We start from the raw sequence: 15,775 nt of genomic DNA, 5'->3' as shown, positions 1-15,775 counted from the left end.
GCCGCCGGGCTCACCGGCCGGTGTGGACGGCGGCCAGGGCCCGGTCGATCAGGGCGGCGGTCCGCCGTACTGCGGGGTCGTGCAGCAGGGAGTAGTGGTGGCCTTCGACGGTGTGGGCGTCGACGGGGCCGCTGACGTGCGGCAGCCAGCCGAGGGCGGGCAGGTCCGCGGCGTCGTCGACGCCCATGCCGACGCCGGCGTTGTGCGGTGCGGGACGGGACGCGGCGATGAGCAGCAGTCGGGTGGCCGGGTCGGTGAGGTGTCCGGCCCGGTGGTCGGCCAGCGCCCGCAGGTGTCGTTCGAAGACCTCGAGGCGGGTGTCGGCGGTGTCCCGGGGGCCGAGCAGGCCGGCTGCTCGCAGCCGTTCGGTGACCGCCCGGCGTACCGCCGCCGGGTCCGGGGCGGTGCGGATCGTCTCCGCGTCCGGGCCGAGGTCCAGGTCGAGGTCGAGGAACGCCTCCAGCGAGCGCAGGTAGCGGACGGCCGCGAAGGCGGTGTCCTGGGCGCGGTCGGTGCCGCCCAGCGCCCGGATGCGGTCGGGGGTGTTGGAGTCGATCAGGACGAGGAGGTCGGTCCGCTCCCCGCGTCGCTGGAGTTCCACGGCCATCTGGTGGGCGACGGTGCCGCCCATCGACCAGCCGCCCAGCAGGTAGGGACCCTGCGGCTGGTGGACGCGCAGCGCCGCGAGGTAGCGGTCGGTCGTCTCGGCGATGGTCCGCGGCCCGGTGCCGCCGGTCAGGGCGGGGTCGGTGAGGGCCACGACGGGCCGGCCGTCGGTGAGGAGACGGGCGAGTTCGCTGTAGCACAGCACGTCCCCGCCGGAGGGGTGCATCAGGAACAGGGGGCGGTCGCCGTTGCCGTCGCGCAGCAGCAGGGCCGCGTCGGTGTCGGGGGCCGGGCCGGGAACGGTCCGCTTCCTCGCCGTGGGGGCCGGCCGCCGCGCTTCACGGGCCGGGGCGGCGGGCGCGGTGCGGGGCTCCTCGGTGTCCCACGCCCGCGGTGCGTCGGCCAGCCGGCGCACCCGTTCGGCGTAGGCGGCGAACGCCGCGTCCGCCTCGTCGGCGGGCAGGGCGTTCTCCAGGACGTCCCACTGGAGCAGGAGCGCCCCGTGCTGCTCGATCACCTGGTGGTCCAGCCAGGTCTGCGGGGTGCTGCTCACGCCGTACACCGGTGTGCCCGCCCAGTCCAGGTCGTGTCCGCCGCCGAGCGGCCCGGACAGGCCCAGGGCGCTGGTGAAGACCACGGGAACGGACTCGGTGCGGCCGGTGCGCGAGGACTTCTCGGCCAGCAGGTCGAGCGCGGGGAACTCCCGGTGGTCCAGGTCCTCGAAGAGGGTGCGCTGAGCCCGTACGGCGGCGTCGGCGAAGCAGCGGGTGTCCGATCGGTCCACCTCGTGGAGCATCAGCGAAGTGAAGTCACCGACCACGGCGTCCGCCCCGGGAAGGTGCGCGGGCCGGTCGAAGAGGGTGAGGGTGACCGCGAAGCGGTCCTGCCCCGACCACCCGGCGAGGGCCTCGCCGTAGGCCGCCAGCAGGACGGCCGTGGGGGTCAGCCCGCGCCGGGCGGCCTCGGCCTTGAGGGCGTTCCAGCGGTCCGGCTCCAGACGGGCGGTGCGCCGTGCGAAGCGGGGCCGGTCCCCAGGGCTCCCGGCGCGGACGGGCAGCGCGGGTGCGCCGGGCAGGTCGTCCAGCCTGGCCCGCCAGTAGGCGGCGGCCCGCGCGTGCTCCGGGCCCTGGGCGCGGCGCTCGAGTGCGGCCACGCAGTCCGCGAAGGTGGTCTCCAGCGGCGGCAGCCGGGCGTCGGGGTCCTGGTAGAGGGTGCGCAGTTCGCGGTCCCAGATCAGGTAGCTGGCGGTGTCGCACACCAGCACGTCCACGTTGACGAACAGCCGGACGACGTCGCCGGGCAGCCGGGCGGCCCGGATGTCGACCAGGGGCCAGCGGCCCGGGCGGGGTTCGCGGCGCACCATGCGGGTGCGCACGCGCTCCAGCTTCCGGGCGCGCTCGGCGTCGTCGTCCTTCGTCAGGTCCTGCACCCGGATCCGGTAGTGGGGCACCTTGTCGAGCACCCGGTTGCGGCCTTCCGGTGAGACGACCGCGCGCAGCATCGGGTGGCGGGCGACGACCGCGTTCCACGCCGTTTCGTAGCGGTCGGTGTCCAGGCCGGGACAGTCGTACTCCAGGTGGAAGGAGCACGGGACGTCACCGAGGCGGTAACCGCCCGATCCACCGACCCAGTAGGCGTGCTGCACCCGGGTGAGGGGGAACTCCCTGGGGCCGTCCCCGGGTTGCGAGGAGGGACCGCCCGCGGTCCGGGGCGCGGCGGGATCCCGCCGGGATTCCCCGCCGGGCAGCATCGGGGCCAGGGCCGCGATGGTGGGCCGGGCGAGCAGGTCCTGCAGCCGCAGGTCGGCACCGTGGTCGTCGCGCAGCCGGGCGAGCATGCGGGTGGCCAGCAGGGAGTGCCCGCCGAGGGCGAAGAAGTCGGCGTCACGGTCGGTGACGGGGAAGCCCAGCAGGTCCGACCAGACCTCCGCCAGGAGTGTCTCCGCCCCGGTGGTGAATCCCGCACCGGCCTGCGGCTCCGCCGCGGGCGCGCCGGGAACCGGAGCGACGGGGACGGGTACGGCGGTGGGCGTGCCCGCGGTGCGGGGCGCGAGGTCGGCCGGCGAGACGGCGACGGAGGCCGGGACACGGCCGCCGGCCGCGAGCGCCAGCAGACGGTCCACGGTGCGCATGCCGTCCGCCAGGCCGATCGAGTGCCGGGAGGCGACGGTGCGTTCGCTCCGGCCGGGCCCGACGCGCCAGCCGTCCCAGGCCACGCTGATCCAGCGGGGTGCGTCCGGGTCCGCGTGGTGCTCGTGCTCGGCGAGGGCGTCCAGGCAGCGGTTGACGGCGGCGTAGGGGGCGAGGCCGAGGCCTCCGACGAACGCCGTGGCGGAGGACATCAGCAGGACGGTGGCCGGGCGGCGGCCGGGCGGCAGGCCGTGCACGGCGTCGCGCACCGCGAGGGCCACGGTGACCTTGGCGTGCGCGTGCGCGCGCACGGCCCGCTCCTCGGTGGCCCGCAACGGCGCGACGGCGGCGGAGGCGACCACGCCGGCGGCGTGCACGACCAGGTCCAGCGGGCCGTCGCGGTCGGTCAGTTCCCGCAGCAGTTCCGTCGTGGCGGCGGTGTCCGCGGCGTCCGCGGCACGGACCTCGATGTCGGCGCCGGAGTCCCGCAGGGCACGGATCGTCTCCGCCCGTCCGGCTTCGGTGCTGCCGGGGGCGGGGTCCGGGGGGAGCCCGGTGCGGCCGGTCACCACGACCCGCCGCCCGGAGCGGGCCAGGTGCCCCGCCAGGGCCAGGCCCACGTCCCCGAGTCCGCCGAGGATCACCGCCGTGCCCGTTCCGCCGTCGGTGGCGGCCGGGCCGTCCGTGTCCGGCGCGGGTGCGGACGGCCGCCAGGGGGTGATGCCGCGTGTCCAGCGGTGTCCGCCGCGCAGGGCGCACTCGATGCCGTTCGGGCCTCCCGCCAGCAGGTCGGCGGCCTCCGCCGGCACGGCCCGGACGTCGGCGGCGTGCGGCGGGCCGGCCGGCAGGTCCACCGAGCGCCAGCGCAGGCCCGGGAACTCCTGGGCGAGGACGCGGGGCACGGCGAGGCCGGCGGCGGCGTGGGCCGCGGGCCGGTCGGTGCTCTCCACCTGCTGGGCGTTGTGGCTGAGGTGCAGCAGGCAGGTGCGGTGCGCCCAGGAGGCGGCGGCCCGTGCCACCTCCGCGTAGTGCAGGACCGACGCGCTGACGGTCTCCGCCGGGTCGTCGCCGGTGTCACCGTACGGGCCGATCACGACGATGCCCTCGCACGGGGTGCCGGGGTCCGCGAGCGCCTCGCCGAGGGTGACGGTGCGGGCGCCGGCGGCGGCGAGCGCGGCGCGCACCCGCTCGGCCGACGGCGAGCCGGGCGGACCGTCCACCAGCCAGCGGCCCCGCAGCGCCGACGGGTCCGCCTCGACGGGGGGCGTGCGCCGCCAGACGGGCAGCTGGAAGGGCTCGGACTCGTCCGGGGCTGGCTGCCCGGCGCCGTGGCCGGGGCCGGCCGCCGTACCGGCCTGCGCGGTGGCCGACGCGGTGGCGGCCGGCGGATCGATCCACAGTCTGCGGCGCTCCATGGGCAGGCCCGGCAGGACGACACGGCGGCGCCCCGGACGGTGCAGGGCCGCGGCGTCCAGGGGGACCCCGTGCGTCCACAGTTCTCCGGCGGCCGCCAGCAGCGCGGCCCGTCCTCCGCCGGGCTGCTCGCGGTCGGGGAAGGCGGCCAGGGTGGCCAGGAGCTGCCGGTGTCCCTGCTGACGGGCCAGTTGGAGCAGTGCACCGCCGGGTCCCGCCTGGACGAGGACGGCCGGCCCTTCGCCCAGGGCGGTGGCCAGGGCGTCGGAGAAGCGCACGGTGGAACGCAGGTGCGCCACCCAGTGGTCGGCACCGGGAGCGGTGTCCAGCAGTCTCCCGGTGAGGGTGGTGGCGAGCGGGATGCCGGGAACACGCGCCCGGACGGTCCTGGCGGCCGCGCGCAGTTCGGGCAGGACGGGGTCGACCAGGCGCGAGTGCGCGGCCGCGTCGAGGGAGAGCCGCACGGTGCGCTCGCCGCGTGCGGTCAGGACGCGCTCCGCTTCGGCCACGGCCGGCGAGGGTCCGGACACCACACAGGACCGCGGGCCGTTGACGGCGGCCAGGTCCAGTTCCGGGTGGTCGGCGAGCAGGGCGAGGGTCTGCCGCTCGGTCAGCGGGACCGTCAGCATCACCCCGCCGCCGGCCGCCCGGGACATGCCGTGCGAGCGGACCGCCACCAGTGTCGCGGCGTCGGACAGGGACAGGGCACCGGACAGCACGGCGGCCACGTACTCGCCGAGGCTGTGACCGACCACCGCGTCCGGCTCGACGCCCCAGGAGCGCAGCGTGCGCGCGGCGGCGAGGGAGACGGTGAACAGGGCGGGCAGTCCGTGGGCGGGGTCGCGCAGCAGCCGGCGCGCGTGCTCGTCGGACGGGCCGGCGGTGATCAGCGCGGTGAGGCCGGTACCGGTCCCGTCATCGAAGAGATCGGCGCACTCGCGCACGGTGCGGTCGAACTCCTCTTCCTCCGCGCACAGTTCGCGACCCATGCCCGCGTACTGCGCTCCTCCGCCGGGGAAGGCCAGCACGATCCGGGGCGGGGTGGGACCGGGGCGGCGCCGCGGGGCGGCGCGCAGGGCGCGGCTGTCGGTCTCCGCCGCCCCGGTGATCACCGCGGCGGCGCGGTACGGCAGCGTCGCGCGGCCGGTGTGCAGGGTGTGGGCCGCGTCGGCGGGCGCGACCTCCATGGTGTGGAGGGCGGTCGCGGTGGCCTCGGTGAGGCGGGCGAGGGCGTCGTCGCGGTGCGCGCTGAGCAGGGCGAGCTGCGGGCGCGGATCGGCGGGCGGCTCCGGACGGACGGGGGCGCTGCCCAGGACGACGTGGCAGTTGGTGCCGCCGATGCCGAAGGAGCTGACGCCCGCGTACCGGGGCCCGGTCCAGTCGGTGGCCTCGTGGACGACGGTGAAGGGCGAGTCGTCCAGCCGGAGGTCGGGGTTGAGGGGCAGGGCATCCAGGGTGGGCGGCAGTACGCCGTGGTGCAGGGCGAGTACGGTCTTGGCGAAACCGGCGATGCCCGCGGCCGAGTTGGCGTGCCCGATGTTGCTCTTGACCGAGCCCAGGGCGCACCAGGCCGGGCCGGTGTCGCCGAACACGCGGCGCAGCGCGGCGACCTCCACCACGTCGCCGAGGCGGGTGGCGGTGCCGTGGGCCTCGACGTAGGTGATGTCCCCGGGCGTGAGACCGGCCACGGCGAGCGCCTCGGAGACCACGCGGGCCTGTCCGCGCGGCGAGGGGGCGGTGAAGCCGGTGCGGTCGCCGCCGTCGTTGTTGACGGCGGAGCCGTGCAGGACGGCCAGCACCGGGTCGCCGTCGGCGAGGGCGTCGCGCAGCCGCCGCAGGACGGCCACACCGACACCCTGGGTGTGCACGATGCCGGTGCCCTCTGCGGAGAAGGTCCGTACGCGCCCGTCGGCGGAGAAGATCCCGTCGGGGACGTGGAGGTAGCCCCTGCCCTGCGGGACGATCAGGGAGGCACCGCCGGCGAGGGCGGTGTCGCACTCCCCCGCCAGCAGGGACTGAGCCGCCAGGTGCACGGCCACCAGCGAGGTCGAGCAGGCGGTGCCGACCGCGACGGCGGGTCCGGTGAGCGCGAGGCGGTGCGCGACGTGCAGGGGGAGGTAGTCGGCCACGCCCGCGAGGGCCGCCTGGAGGCTGCCGACGGGATCGGTGGCGGAGGCGGCGTACCGGTCGGCGAGGTTGCGGGCGAGGTAGTCGCTGTGGGCGGCGCCGGCGAAGACGCCCACGGCGCCCGCGCCGGCACCGCCGCCGTGTCCGGCGCTCTCCAGGGCGCGCAGGCACGCTTCGAGGAAGAGCCTCTGCTGGGGGTCCATCACGGCCGCTTCGGCGTCGGTCAGGCCGAACGGCTCGGGATCGAACCGGTCCTGTCCGTCGATGACCCCGCTGACGGGTATGTGGGCGGGGTTGGCCAGCAGCCTCGCCGGGACGCCGCGTTCGGCCAGTTCCCGCTCGTCGTGCCGGGTCAGTCCGCTGCGGCCGCCGACGAGCAGGTCCCAGTAGGCCGCCGTGTCGGGGGCTCCGGGGAACCGGCAGTCCAGGGCGGTGACCGCGATCAGGTCGTCGCCGGCCTCGTGGTCGGGCCGGGGCGTGTCCGGCGTGTCCGCCCGGGGGGAAGTCGGTTCGGTCATCGTGTGGTCTCCTCGGCCAGGGCGCGTGCGGCGACGCGGGACGTTCTGCGCGTGGGCCGTTCGGACCGCTGGGAGGCGGGGGGCCTGACGGCGTCGGTGCCGGCGACGGTGGCGGCCCGGCCGGTGTCCGGGGCGCTCTGGGCGGTGATGCGGGCGGCCAGGGCCGCGACGGTGGGGTGTTCGAACATGTCCGCCAGGGCGAGCCGGGGCGCGACGCCCTCCCGGAGCCTGCGGTGGGTGAGGACCAGGGTGAGGGAGGTGGCCCCCAGTTCCTTGAAGGTGCTGTCGGGTGTCACCGGCACGTCCGTGAAGTCGGCCAGGATGCCGGTCAGGGCCTCCAGCACGGCCGGTGCCACGGGCGCGGCCGGGCCCGGCCCGCGCCGGGGCGCCTGGTCCGGTCCGGTGCCGTACCGTTCCGGGGCCGGGGCGCCGGACGCCGGACCGGTGGACGGGGAGGGCACCGGGGAGTCCCCTGCTCGGGGGCGGCAGACCACCTCCGCCAGTCCTCCGGGGCCCAGGAGCGGCACTGCGGCTTCGCCGTCGGCGGTTCGCGCCACGTGCCGGAGCCATCGGGCCGACGCCTCCAGCGCCTGGTCCGGCCGGAGCCGTCCGGGTCGGACCACGACGGCGGCCTCCAGGCCCAGGGTGGTCGCCTCGGCCAGCGCGGCGGCGACCCAGTCCCCGCCCGGGGCGGACTCGGCGGCGGCTCCGGCCGGGACCGTACGCGGTGTCGCGGTGGGCTCGGCCGCCGCCTCGGCGACCGGGGCCGGCCCGTCGGCGTCGGTGGTCCGGTCATCGGCGGGCGGGGCGGTCAGCGCCGCGTGGTCGATCTTGCCGTTGGCCGTCACCGGCAGCTGGTCCAGGATCACGAACCGGCTGGGCACCATGTAGTCGGGCAGCCGTTCGCGCAGGACGTCCGCCAGCTCCTGGGCGGCCGGCGGTTCGCTCGCGCCCCGGGGCGAGAGGTGCGCCACCAGTCGTGGCCGTCCGTCGGGGCCGCGTACCGACGACACCACGCACTGGCGGACCGCCGGATGGCGGGCCAGTACCGCCTCCACCTCGCCCAGTTCGATGCGGTGCCCGCGGATCTTCACCTGCCGGTCGACGCGCCCGAGGAACTCGATGGCGCCCTCGGCGGTCCACCGGCCGAGGTCCCCGGTGCGGTACAGCCGGCGGCCCAGTACGGGGTGGACGGCGAACCTCTCGGCGGTCTGGACCGGATCGGCGGTGTAGCCGCGGGCCAGCCCGTCGCCGCCGATGAACAGCTCCCCCGCCTCACCCACCGGGCAGGGCGCGCCGTCCTCGTCGAGGACGAAGAAGCTCTGGCCGCGCAGCGCCCGGCCGTAGGGGATGCTGCGCCACCCCGGATCGACGTGTCCCACCGGATGAGTGATGGACCAGATGGACGCCTCGGTGGCTCCGCCCAGGCTCATCACCTCCGCCTGGGGGGCCAGTCGTCGCAGCCGGTCGGGCAGGGTCAGGGGGATCCAGTCACCGGAGAGCATCACCAGGCGCAGGGTGCGCAGCGCCCCGGTGGCCTCCTCCGGTTCCATCTCCGCGTACTCGACGAGCATTTCGAGCAGGGCGGGCGCGGTGTTCCACACGGTGACGCCGTGCCGGCCGGCCTGTTCGAGCCAGTGCTGCGGGTCGCGCTGCCGGGCGGGGTCGGGCAGCACCAGACAGCCGCCGGCGCCGAGGACGCCGTAGATGTCGAACACGGACAGATCGAAGCTGAGTGCCGACAGCGCCAGCACCCGGTCGTCGGGGCCGATGGCGAACCGGTCGACGATGTCGTCGACGGTCGTGCGCGCGGCCCGGTGCTCGATCTCCACGCCCTTGGGACTGCCGGTGGAACCCGAGGTGAAGATGGTGTAGGCGATGTCCTCGGGCCGTGGGGCCGTGAGCGGTGCCGCGGGACCGGCGGAGCCCGCGGCGGTGCGGGCGGGGCGCCCCGCGGCGGTCAGGCGGTGGACGGTGACGCCTTCGGGCCAGTCGGTCCTCACACCGCGGCCGGTCAGCGCGTGCCGGACCCCGGCCCGCCCGCAGACGGCGGCGATCCGCGCGGCCGGCCAGGAGGGTTCGACCGGCAGGTAGCCCGCTCCGCTCAGGCTGACGCCGAGCACGGCGGTGATCTGCGCGGTGCCCTTCTCGCAGGCGACGGCGACCATGTCGCCGGGCCCCACCCCGTGTGCGGCCAGCAGTGCCGCGGTGGCGGCGGCGTTGTCCGCGAGGCGGGCGTGGGTGACGGTGGTGGAGGAGGTGCGCAGGGCGGGCCGCCGCGGATGCCGCCGGGCCGCGTCGGTGACCGGATCGTGCAGCAGGGGGCCCGCGTTCGGGAAGGGCACCGCGTCCAGGGGCTCTTCGGGGTGGAAGGACGGATCCCAGCCCAGGGTGGTGTCGTGCCAGGCGTCGGGGTCCGTCAGGGTGTGGAGCAGGCGTACGAAGGCGTCGAGCAGGGCCGGTATCCAGCCGTCGGGGAACGCCCCCTCGACGGCGTCCCAGGCCAGGCGGAGGCGTCCGCCCTCGTCCCACACGATGTGGTCGAGCAGGACCTGCGGGGTCTGGGAGATGCCGTACACCTCCTGTCCGATCCAGGACGCCGGAGGTTCCCCGGCGCCCGCGAGACCCACCCCGCTGGTGAACACCACCGGGTGGCTGAGGGCTCCCGCCGACGGCGGTTCCTGCCCCCGCAGCTCCCTGAGCACCTCGACGCCGGACACGGACCGGTGGTCCAGGTCCTCCCAGAAGCGGCGGTTGACGGCGGTGGCGTAGTCGGCGAAGCCCTTCCAGTCGGCGGGGTCGAAGCGCGGCGTGCCGACCAGGGCGGTGGTGGTGAAGTCGCCGACCACCCCCTCGGCCCCGCTCTCGTCCTCCGGGCGGTCGAACAGGGTGGTGTTGAGGCAGATCCGTTCCCCGGCTCCCCACCGGCCGAGGACGACGGCGAAGGCCGCGAGCAGGGCCGCGGTCGGCGTGACCGCGTGCTCGGTGCACCGGGCTCGTAGCCGGGTCCAGGTTTCGGCGTCGAGTTCGGCGGCGGAGCGGACGAAGCGGGGCGGGGTGGTGTCGGCGGGGTCGCGCAGCAGGGGCAGCCGCGGCGGCGGCGGCAGTTCGGGGGCTCGTTCGGCCCAGTAGGCGTGGTCGCGGGCGCGCCGGGCCGCCCACTCCGGGTCCCTCGAGCGGGCGCGCTGGAGGTCGGCGAACCGGGCTGCCGGCTCGGGAAGCCGGTGGTCGGGGTCCGCGACGAGGCGGCCCCACTGACGCATCAGCAGCATCCAGCCGGTGAGGTCGGTCAGGAGCACGTCCACGCCGATGTGCAGCCGGGTCCGCCCGTCGGGCAGCAGGGTGGCGTGGATGTCGAACAACGGCCACGACTCCGTGGGCCGGTTCTGGTGGGAGCGCTCCCGACGCTGGGCGGACAACGTTTCCCTCACCTGTCCGGCGGACTCGCCCCGCAGATCGGTGACGCCGATCCGGTAGGGGCCGGGAGTGGCTGCGATGCGCTGGCGGCCCCGGTCGTCCACCGTCATGCGCAGCATCGGGTGGTGGTCGACCAGTCGGTTCCAGGCGGCTTCCAGCCGGGCCACGTCCACGAACGGGTCCGTGCCGCCGGGTGTGCGGTCGTACTCGTAGTAGTAGAAGGTGGCCACTCCGCCCAGCGGCATGCCCTCGGCCCGCCCGGCCAGATACGAGGCCTGAATGGGCGTCAGGGGGAAGTACTCCTCCTCCGCTTCCTCGTCGTTCCGTGCACCGCCGGGTTCCGCCCCCGCCCGGCCCCCGGCACCGAGGGGCTCGGGATCGGTGACCTTCTCCGGCGTGCGACCGGCGAGCAGACGGTCCGCCACCGCACGGGCCGTCGCGCCGTCACCCAGAAGGGCGGTCAACGGCAGGTCCTGGCCGGTGCGTTCGCGGATCCTCCGCCTCAGCCGCACCGCGGTGAACGATTCGAGCCCCAGGGCCGCGAGCGGAGTCGTCCGTGCGACCTCGCGGGGTGGTGTGCCGAGGACTTCGGCGATGCAGTCGATGACGCGGGCAAGGAGGTCGTCGCTCGGCACAGGCTGGTCCATCCGGTCTCCGTCGAAAGGCGGGAAGGGCGACACCTCCCCCGCAGAGAGATCCGGAGGAGGCGGAACACCGATGAACCTAGTTGAAAATGATTATCAGATCAACCAACTTGTGATGTCGGATCGCTCGCGCGCTCGAGAACGCACAGCCCCAGAGCGGAATCACCGGTCCGGCGCAACACCAGTCCTGCCTCGGCGACTTCGGCCGCCAGCGCGTCCTCCGTCGCGACCCACCAGCGGTACTCGACCGACGTCCCGGCCAGCGGCCGGCCCTGACGCAGGACGCTGTAGTCCATGCGCCAGGTGATCTCGTCCGCTCCGGTGGGACGCGCGCTCGCCCAGCCCTCGTACTCCAGCTCGCCGACGACGGCCCGGGCCGTCCGCACCCGCTCCACCTCCACCGGCGTGAACGGCGGAGCGAGGTTGAACACCAGCGCCCCGCCCGGGGCGAGCTGCCGGGCGGCGCGGCTCCACAGCGCGCACCTCTGCCCGGGCGACAGGTGGCCGATCATGTTCAGGGCCACCACGGCCCGCACACCGTCGGGCCAGTCGGCGCTCGCGCAGTCACCGGGAACCACCGTGACGCGCTCACGCAGTCCGTCGTCCTCGTGAACCCGGGCGAGCAGGACGGCACGCATCGCGGCGGACGGCTCGACGGCGAGCACCGGCACCCGCGGCAGCGCGTCACAGATGACGCGCACGCCCCGGCCGGACCCGGCCCCGAGGTCCACCACGGCCCCGGTTCCGGCGCGGACGTGCGACAGGACGTCCGCCAGCGCCGGAGCCAGCGGCTCCCACGACTCGGCGATCAGGATGTCGAGGTACTCGGCGGACCGCTCGTAGGGGTCGCTCATCACTGCTCCAAAGACTCGGCGCCTCACGGTTCGCCCCGTACAGTAATCAGAAATGAATTTCATTACTAGAAAGATGCGGGAGGCGTTGACGCGTCGTCAGCCGGGTCCGTCGGGTCTCCCGAGGCCCTGGGGCCCGGCAGCCGGAGGTGCCTCAGTAAGGTGTCCTGGTCCGGCACCGCGCGGTCCCCTCTTCGGCGGCTTCCCGCGGGCGGCGCATCAGTGTTGCCGTGCGGCGAGGCGAGTGACGTGAGCGATCAGGAGTACGCCGAGAGGCGGGGCGGGCTCACCGATGTCGTGCGCCTCGTCGTGCGGGCGGCCGTGCACCTCTTTCTCGGCGGGTCCGCACTCGTCACGATCATCACGGTCGCCGGAACCCTCGGGCCGATGCTCGCGCTCGACCTCTACACTCCGCCCGTCGCCGCCTGGTGGACCGTGTTCACCGCCGTCGTCGTCCAGGGTGTCCCGTTCCTCCTGCTCGGCGCGCTGGCCTCCGCGGCCATAGGTGCGTTCGTGCCCGAGCGCGTCTTCACCCGACTGCTGCCGCGCAGCCAGGCTCTCGCCGTACCCGTCGCGGGCGCGGCCGGTGTGGTGCTTCCCGGCTGCGAGTGCGCGTCCGTGCCGGTGGCCGGCAGCCTGATGCGACGCGGGGTCGTTCCGGCCGCCGCGCTCGCGTTCCTGCTCTCCGCGCCCGCCATCAATCCCGTCGTCCTCGTCGCCACGTCCCTCGCGTTTCCCGGCCAGCCGCTGATGGTGGTGGCCCGGCTCGTCGCCTCGCTCGTCACCGCCGTCGCCATGGGCTGGTTGTGGGCACGCTTCGGCAGGAAGGAATGGCTGCGGCTGCCGGGAGCACCGAGGGCCGGGGCCGGCACCTCCCGCGCGGGCTCCTTCATGGCGGGGCTCCAGCACGACTTCCTGCACGCCGGGGGTTTCCTGGTAGTGGGTTCGGCGGCAGCGGCGACCTTCAACATCGCGGTGCCACGGTCGCTGCTGGACGTCTTCACGGCGTCCGCCTGGGCATCGGTGCTCCTGCTGGCCCTCCTCGCCGTGGTGCTGTGCGTGTGCAGCGAGGCGGACGCGTTCGTGGCGGCGTCACTGAGCGGGTTCGGACCGATCGCGCAACTGACGTTCATGGTGGTCGGCCCGATGGTCGACCTCAAGCTGTTCGCGCTTCAGGCCGGCACGTTCGGGCGGACGTTCGCGATCCGGTTCTCGTCCGCGACCTGGGTGGTCGCGGTGGCGAGCAGTGTGCTCGTGGGGTGGTGGGTGCTGTGAGGCGGTACGGTCCCGCCGTGCTGTTGCTGCTGGTCGGCGCCGCGGTGCTGCGGATCTCGCTGTTCAGCGACCTGTATCTGCGGTACGTGCAGGCCGGGCTGCGGCCCTACCTGATCACCTCCGGGGCGCTGCTGGTGCTGCTCGGTCTGGCGCGGGCGGCGTCGACGGCGCGAGCGGCACGGGACGGCACCGCTTCCGTGGACCGGAGCGCGCACCCGGCCGAGGACGGACACGGTCACGTCCACTCCCATGCGGGCGGCCCGCGTGTCGCCTGGCTGCTCGCACTGCCCGCAGCAGCCCTGCTCCTCTTTCCGCCGCCCGCGCTCGGTTCCTACAGCGCCGCGCGCGAAGAGGCCCGACGCGCCGCGGAGCATGTCGGCACGTTCCCCGCGCTGCCCGCCGGGGACCCGGTGGACCTGAGCCTGGCCGAGTTCAGCACTCGCGCCGTCTACGACAGCGGGTACTCGCTGAAGGGCCGCACGGTCCGGCTGACCGGGTTCGTCACCCACGGGGACGGCGGCGCCTGGTACGTGACCCGGCTCCGGGTCGCGTGCTGCGCGGCCGACGCCACAGCGGTCAGGGTGGAGGTCCGCGGTGCGGACGCACCGGAGGCCGACGCGTGGGTGGTGGTGACAGGCGCCTGGCACCCCGAAGGCGAGCTGGGATCATCGGCGGCCTGGCCCCCGGTGCTGGACGCCGCGGCCGTCCGACGCATCGCGGAGCCGTCGGATCCGTACGAGAAGCGCTGACCTCGGTCGCCACGGGCGGCGAGGGGCGCCCCGGTACGAGCGTGTCCGTGCGAGTGTTCCCTGCTCGGCCGGAGCCGGGAGGGTGCTCGTCCCGCCTTGCGGGCGAGGCGGACACCTCGGTCCCGCTCTTCGGCACGACCTGACGGACAGGCTCCAGCCGTGCTGTCGGGAGTCGCAGGGAAGCAGGGCCGTCTCGCGCGCGTTCCTGACGGCTCGCGCTGTCTGCCGCTGCTGCCGGCGTGCACATGGGTCACCCGGCGGCTGCGGATCTTCCCCCGGCCGGGGATGAACCTGCGCAGCAGGTCGGTGTCCTTGCAGCCGGCGTAGGTGATGCCGGCTGCGTCCGGCGGACTGGCGCGTTTCGCGGCGCGCCGGTCGGCACCAGCGCGTCGAGGCCCGCCTCGGCGAGGTCGTCGCCGTCGGACAGGTACGGCAGGACCGGGGCCGGGCCGGCCACGGCGGCCACCCCGGTCAGTGCGAGCGGTGCGCCCTCGGACGCGATGACCGGGGCCATGCCGTGGGCTCGACGGAGTCCCGCAGTTCCACGACGGCCGGCCGGCGGCCGCCCGCTTCCGCGAGCCGCGTCAGTTCCGGGACGAGGTCCTCGCGCAGCGCGCAGCAGCCGTTCACCAGGGCCGCGTCGCCGCTGCCGAGCAGGCTGTCGGCGTCGCGCACGGTCCGGTGCACCGCACCGTCGACGGCGGACGCCGGATCGTGGTGCGGGGCGACCGCACCGGGCACCGCGCGCAGGATCTCGCCGACGGCCGCCCGGCGGGCGTCGGCGTGGAGTCCGGCGACGATCACGACCGGCAGCCGTGCCCGGCCCGCGCTCACCGTCCGCTCCGTCCGCGTCCGCAGCCGGACCCGGGTGGTCCGGAGGACTCAGTGGTCGTCCCAGTGCCCCTCGTGGGCGGCGTGCCGATGCCCGTCGTGCACGTAGTCGACGTGGTCCTCGTGCGGCACGGCGACGTGCCCGCAGCCGCTTCCGTGCTGGTGTTCGTGGCCCTCGTGCGGCCTGTGACCGGTGGCGGCGCACTCGTCGACGTGCCCGTCGTGCGCGCGGTGGATGTGTCCGTCGTGCATGTAGTCGACGTGGTCGCCGTGCGGGACGGCGACGTGCCCGCAGCCTTCCTCATGCCGGTGGTCATGGGCTTCGTGGGTGCGATGCTCGGTGGCGGACGTCATGAGGTCCTCCTGATGCGGTCGAGCGGGCGGCCGCCCGTACGACGGCCACTGCCGCGCTACCGGATCACCCTAGGGTGACGCTAGCGACCGCGCATGCGGAGGGAAGAGGCAAGGCAGCCGCAGGACGGCGCGGCCGGCGGGCTTACCGGTGTGACAGCGCATGAGACGGTGCGCGCTCCCGTGATCACACAGCTCGGACGGCCCCGGGACGCCACCGCGGCCGTCCGGCAGGAACTCACCGCGTGCCGGCGGCGGTGATCAACGCCGGTGGAGCGGTCGTCCCCGTGGACCGCCCACCGCCTCCGGTGACCGCGGCGGCGCTTCGACCCGCAGTCGGCGGAATCACGCGAGGGCTCTCCCCGGACCGGGGCAGACTTCTTCCGGCGACCGTGGACGGCGCGCTCGCGGGCTGGATGGTCCTGCGCCGCGAGCGGCATCCCCCCGTGGCGCGCTGCGGCATGGTGAACCACGTCCAGACGCACCTCCGCTTCCGGGGCACGGGCATCGGCACCGCGCTGATGCGGCGTGCCAGGGGCGCCACACACGACGAGACGGGCCTGGAACGGCTGCGGCTCACCGTGAGGTCCGGTCCGGGACTTGAGGTTTCTCCCGCCAGGCGGACCGGACCGAGGTGGGCCGGCGGCCGGGCGCACTGCGCGTGGCGCCCGGTGACGACCGGGACGAGATCCTGATGGGTCCGGTTCTCCGGGACCGCTCTCCCCCGGGCGGCCTCATGCCCCGACGCGGTCACGGGCCGCGGGTGCGCCGTCCATGACCGCCACCAGGACGGTGCTGTCGCCGAACTGCCAGACCGGCGCGGCGTGGGCGAAGCCGGCCCGGCGCAGCAGTTCGGCGTGGCGG

8 protein-coding genes and 1 pseudogene are annotated in these 15,775 nt (G+C 75.3%); 3 read left to right on the top strand and 6 right to left on the bottom strand.

Annotated elements, in window-relative coordinates; translation table 11 throughout:
• Nucleotides 1–10: 10 nt before the first annotated feature.
• The 3 genes from ACIQ8B_RS31905 to ACIQ8B_RS31895 form a co-directional block, all read right to left on the bottom strand.
• Entirely contained in the window at nt 11–6,793 is a 6,783-nt protein-coding gene (locus ACIQ8B_RS31905) for an SDR family NAD(P)-dependent oxidoreductase (protein WP_403551682.1), read from the bottom strand.
• Nucleotides 6,790–10,857 (bottom strand): amino acid adenylation domain-containing protein, encoded by a 4,068-nt coding sequence (locus ACIQ8B_RS31900; protein ID WP_403551679.1) that lies wholly within the window; start codon nt 10,855–10,857, stop codon nt 6,790–6,792. Before ACIQ8B_RS31900 ends, ACIQ8B_RS31905 begins: the two co-directional genes overlap by 4 nt.
• Nucleotides 10,858–10,955: 98 nt before the next feature.
• Complete coding sequence (locus ACIQ8B_RS31895; RefSeq protein WP_290004971.1) at nt 10,956–11,708, bottom strand: trans-aconitate 2-methyltransferase; 753 nt, start codon at nt 11,706–11,708, stop codon at nt 10,956–10,958.
• Between the two features lie 246 nt (nt 11,709–11,954).
• Here ACIQ8B_RS31895 and ACIQ8B_RS31890 point away from each other — a divergent pair, with 246 nt between their 5' ends.
• Complete coding sequence (locus ACIQ8B_RS31890; protein WP_403551676.1) at nt 11,955–12,980, top strand: permease; 1,026 nt, start codon at nt 11,955–11,957, stop codon at nt 12,978–12,980.
• On the top strand, nt 12,977–13,729 hold the full coding sequence (locus ACIQ8B_RS31885; protein WP_403551674.1) for a TIGR03943 family putative permease subunit: 753 nt from the start codon (nt 12,977–12,979) through the stop codon (nt 13,727–13,729). Before ACIQ8B_RS31890 ends, ACIQ8B_RS31885 begins: the two co-directional genes overlap by 4 nt.
• A gap of 165 nt (nt 13,730–13,894) precedes the next feature.
• On the opposite strand, the pseudogene rpsR reads toward ACIQ8B_RS31885, so the two are convergent.
• The 3 genes and pseudogenes from rpsR to ACIQ8B_RS31870 form a co-directional block, all read right to left on the bottom strand.
• Nucleotides 13,895–14,121, bottom strand: a pseudogene (gene rpsR / locus ACIQ8B_RS31880) (30S ribosomal protein S18); the annotation flags it as partial.
• A gap of 79 nt (nt 14,122–14,200) precedes the next feature.
• Nucleotides 14,201–14,563, bottom strand: a complete 363-nt coding sequence (locus ACIQ8B_RS31875) for a hypothetical protein (RefSeq protein ID WP_403551672.1) — start codon at nt 14,561–14,563, stop codon at nt 14,201–14,203.
• A 48-nt stretch (nt 14,564–14,611) separates the two neighbouring features.
• Complete coding sequence (locus ACIQ8B_RS31870; RefSeq protein ID WP_290004975.1) at nt 14,612–14,914, bottom strand: hypothetical protein; 303 nt, start codon at nt 14,912–14,914, stop codon at nt 14,612–14,614.
• A gap of 413 nt (nt 14,915–15,327) precedes the next feature.
• Between ACIQ8B_RS31870 and ACIQ8B_RS31865 the strand changes: the two genes are divergently transcribed.
• On the top strand, nt 15,328–15,606 hold the full coding sequence (locus ACIQ8B_RS31865) for a hypothetical protein (protein WP_403551708.1): 279 nt from the start codon (nt 15,328–15,330) through the stop codon (nt 15,604–15,606).
• The last annotated feature ends 169 nt before the right edge of the window (nt 15,607–15,775 follow it).

The sequence above is a fragment of the Streptomyces sp. NPDC096105 genome (assembly GCF_044763335.1).
Lineage (GTDB): Bacteria > Actinomycetota > Actinomycetes > Streptomycetales > Streptomycetaceae > Streptomyces.
This window is presented reverse-complemented; position numbering and strand designations above follow the sequence as displayed.